The organism is Rhizobium sp. P1_E1, from assembly GCF_056406015.1.
Window position 1 is genome coordinate 1 of sequence record NZ_JBFUAY010000299.1, and the last position, 4,496, is coordinate 4,496.

Annotated in this window: 3 protein-coding genes; 1 reads left to right on the forward strand and 2 read right to left on the reverse strand. The window is 56.8% G+C overall.

From position 1 onward, the window contains the following. Nucleotides 1–676 precede the first annotated feature (676 nt). Nucleotides 677–886, forward strand: a complete 210-nt coding sequence (locus AC1D1Z_RS34365; RefSeq protein WP_477853256.1) for a hypothetical protein — start codon at nt 677–679, stop codon at nt 884–886. An 818-nt stretch (nt 887–1,704) separates the two neighbouring features. Here the strand turns inward: AC1D1Z_RS34365 and AC1D1Z_RS34370 are convergent. Further along, the gene (locus AC1D1Z_RS34370; RefSeq protein WP_477853259.1) at nt 1,705–4,074 is read right to left on the reverse strand and encodes a serine/threonine-protein kinase; all 2,370 of its coding nucleotides are present in this window, start codon (nt 4,072–4,074) and stop codon (nt 1,705–1,707) included. 2 nt (nt 4,075–4,076) lie between these two features. After that, on the reverse strand, nt 4,077–4,496 hold a 420-nt coding region (locus AC1D1Z_RS34375; RefSeq protein ID WP_477853257.1), incomplete at its 5' end, for a PP2C family protein-serine/threonine phosphatase.

The following is a 4,496-nucleotide window of genomic DNA, read 5'->3' on the forward strand; positions in this document are numbered from 1 at the left end:
CTTCAACGGCGAGCATACAGCGCATGCCTGCCCAGGTTTGCGAGGACGCCTGTACCGATCGTCTGAAGCGACTAGTCGATATCGCGTTACGGCGTGGCCTGGGAACCGCGGTGGCGAGTAACATTTACGCTCGTCACTCGCCGTTCAATGAGGACTTCGTTTGATTGAGGTCGCTTGAATCTTCTTCAGCGCTTCAGGTTTGTGGCCGCCCATTTACCAGACTTTTCGCTTCGACTACCATTTGGGGATCTTCTTTGGTTGCCTTCACCTTGTGACCCTTGAGTGCCCGTGGCCCGCTTCCTGACGACCTTGCCCTCGTCTTTCCCTGGCTGGTTTACAAAGCGACTTTGTCGCCTTTTTGAGGTTCTTGTTCATGGGGACACCGTCAGTTGTTGTGGCGGGTACGCCCAATTGAGTGTTGCGGTATTGCGCTACACTCGCCATCATGCACCTCTGCGAAAACGGGGATGAGATGACAATATTCACATCGAAATGGCAGGACTATAGATCTACCCGCGATTCCGCATGAAAGAGTCAAGAGTAATTTCGAAAAAGCCTGGCTGGGCGATTATCATACTGTTTTCATTCAGAAAGCACTGTTTGGCCTAAGGGTTCACACGAACGGTGTTCGCGTGGACGACCGAGAGAACCTCCGGCACGGATGGAGGGCGCCTGGGTGCTGATCGATGATTTCATACACACTTCCTCGGAAATTATGGAAAATCGAGCAATCGAAGGCCGCTTTTTTATGCATGTCGCGAAAGTAATTATCAGGCCGGGGACGGTGGCGAACGTCGGTTTAAGCGGGCCATACTTCAACCGCTCTGGAGGAGAATGGCAGTTGGAGCACAGGGGGAGGAAAACAATTGAATATCTTTCCTGCTAACAGGATATGGATGTCCTACTCGGGCAATACCTAGCTAGTTGTATGATTGTGGGGCGAAAATAACCTCCGCGTACAGAATTGGTAGGACATCGAGAGATTTGACAAATATTCTAGCATTAGAATAACGTCTTCCATGACACCATTCTGTCCTCTGTTTTTACCTATGGTGAGGCCGATGTCCAATTTTACTCCGCAGGAAGATTCTATTCGAAAGTCTATTCAATCGACTTTCGGAATTATCATTTCTGACGACACTTTCCGGCTGGCGATGAAGTGTGCATCAATGGTCAATATTTCAGCGGCAAGCATGCCCGGGAAGATCATCGCGGGGACAGCCGGGGCATCTCTCCATTCTCAGATATGGAGGTCGTTGACTTCCATTGCTTCCAATAATGAACGAGGCTGAAGAATGAACCCCGTCGTCGTTATAATCGTGGTCGCGATGATCCTCGTTCTGCTGAAGCAAGGTTATTCGCTTTCCCAATGTTTAGACGCGGTGAAGAGGCGCATTGACGGAGATCCAAACTGGGCATCAGGTCTACTTAATGACAGACTGGGCAACATTACGCGTGACACACTTCAAGAAAGCRATCGCTGAGGCGATTTTGCAGCTCGACAAGGCACCCTCATCCAAGCCGCATGAGCAAAGTTTAGATTGATCGTCATTTGTACCGCAACATGCGGCAGGATAGGCGCGTTTGGTCCATTGCGCTACGATGCGGTAGCATTTCGCCATATCGACAGATATGGGCACACCGCCGCATTCCCCAGTCCGTGCCGTTGTCGTTCTCCGCGACAGATGACTGGAGACCCCGAGTCTAGTCGCCCCGCAATGTCCAATAGGCAACTCCGAAATTGCCCTTGAACGATCCATTAATGCCGATCCCAGAAAGTACCTTGAACAACTGGTCGCCTGTGCTTGCTTCGCTCATGCCAGTCAGCGCACGGGCACTGTCGGACGACAGGGCCAGGATGAGTTGCGGCAAGGCGGAGCGGGACTGGATCTGCAGTGGACCGACCATGAAACTTGATCCCGTTGCAGTCGCGGTCAGGTAGGGATTGAGCGGGAAGACCACCCCGTCATGATCAATCATGTAGAGTGTCACCTGATCGCTCGATGGGCCGGAAATTCTCCCCCGCAGCATGTCGCCGCTGTTGAGATCGTACTTGTCGAGGTCGATGCTGAGGGTTGGAGTGCGCGCCATGGTTCGCAAGAACGTGACAAGCCCGCACTGTGACGGCTGGATCAGCTGGCCGTGAATATCTGCCGGTGTACCAAAGGTGCTGGCAAAATCAGCGTCGAGCCGTTCGAGAGGAGCGGCGTCCGAGGCAATCGCCTCTACGGCCATGGATGCCGCCTCTAATCCGGAGGCCCTCGCGAAGAAGCACGCGCCGCCGTTAAAATTCTCGACCCAAGCGGTCTCCCGGGCAATGGCTGGCGCTGTCGCTTCCTCTGTCGGGCGAACGGAAGGCGCAGGGGTCACAGGCGGCGTTTCGACTGATCCTTTCGGGACTGCGGTATTCTCCGGCGTTTTCGGAGCGGGCGCCGGCGGCGGTTGGTTTCCTGGCGGTTCCGGTGGGCTGACAGCCTGGCTTTCGCTCAGAGGTGCCGAGGGAAGCTCGGGCGCAGGGATCATCACCTGGTCGGTCGGTGCGGGTTGCCGTGGTGCCGTCGAATTCGGGGGCGTGTCCGGCCCATCGACGGGATTGCCGTTGCCCCCTGGTCGGGGCGGCGTCCTGGCATCTTGTGACGGTGCTGGCTTGGTTTGATCAGGCCCGGCTCCGGGATTTGCAGTACTAGGAGGAGCGCTCGGCCCCGTCTGGCCCGATTGGGCGTCGGGTGGCTGATCAAGGGACCCTTGCCCGCCATTCTTCGTGCTCTCCGCATTCTCGTCTGGACTGGCCGGCACCACAAGGGGCGAGGGTCGAGATTTGGCGGGCTCTGTCGTTACGACCGTCGTCTCTGGTGGCTCTGTCACGCCGGAAAGCAGGAAGAGGCCAATGCCCCCGCCGACAACGACAACGACAACGACAAGGACAAGGACAAGGATGAATGCCGCAGTCAGAATCAGCTTGCGTCGTGAATGCGACATCTCCGCGGGCGCAGATGCTTTGAGGGAGAGCTTTGCGTCTCCGGTTTTTTGCGACCCGACCTCCACCTTGATCGCAGCCAGTGGATCTGCTTCCTCGTCAACTCGGTCGAAGCCCGCGTTGGTTGACTGATCTGCCATCGCGACATTGTCGACCGGCAATGCCTGCGGTGCCGGTCGGACGCGGGTCGGCTCAGCGGCGCCATTGCGCGCTTCGCCGGGACGGGACCGTCCGCGTCCGACGGATGCCACCATCAGCTCGGAAATCTCAACCATCGAGATCGTGCGAGCTGCCGGATCGGGCTCGAGCATGCGCGCGAGAATCGGTCGCAACTCATCGGCGATACCCGAAAGCTCCGGAACAGACCGGCGCTTTTCGATGACCTCGTACTGGCTGCCATTCATGTCGATCGGGTGGCCGAGAACCGCATTGGCCGTCACAAGTGCGAGGCTATAGACATCGGAGGCTTCGGTGATGACTCCGCCGAACAGGCCGAGCTGTTCGGGCGAGACGAAATTATATTTCCCGGCAAACTTGCCGCCCAAAAAGGTTCCGGTGTCGAGATTGTTCGCCCTGGCGATCCCGAAATCGATGATCTTGGCATTTTCCACTCGGCCGTTCGGCAAGATGACATTGTCGGGCGAGATGTCGCGGTGGATGACACCCGCACGGTGGGCTGCGTCGAGCCCCGATGCCAGTCGTGATATCAGCGACATCGCCTGCTCGGTTTTCATCGGCGCACCGTCGACAACCTGCGACAGCGATGGCCCGTCGATATATTCCATGACCAGATAGGCACGCTCGATCGTCGGATCGATGCTGAACACGCTGTAGCGCACGATCGCCGCGTGATGRAGGCTGTTGAGGATCCGGGCCTCCTTGAAAAACAACCCGACAATCGTTTCGTCCTTGGCGAATTCCTTCAGCACCRCCTTGATGGCGACCGGGTCGTTGGTCACGATATTATGGCCGCGGTAAACCTCTCCCATGCCGCCCGAGGCCAGTCTTTCGTCGATTTCGAACATGCCGTTCAGCACGGTCCCGCCTGCAACCTCGGCTGTCGTCGATGTTATATGTGTGGTTTCGCGATTACTCATGTTCAACCGAGTATCTCGCCGGACTGGATCCCGCTATCGAACGGAACTGTTGTCGAGGCTTTCGAGAATTGAATTACGCTGACCGTTACATTGTCGGTTCCACCGCGCGACAGGGTCAGATCGATCAGGGCCTGGCTTGCTTCCCTGGACCGCCGACCCGTCATGATCTGACCGATTTCTAGATCGCTCAGATGAGCCGTTAATCCATCGCTGCACAATAAAAAGGCGTCACCGACCATCATCTCGGTATCGACATAATCGAGATACGGCGCGGAACCCACCCCGATCGCATGCGTGATCGCGTTGCGATGCGGATAGGTCTCGGCCTCCTGCGGCGTCAGGACGCCGCTGTCGATAAGACGCTGCACTTCGGTGTGATCTCGGGTCAACAGCGTTAGCGTATCACCCCTTAGGAGGTATGC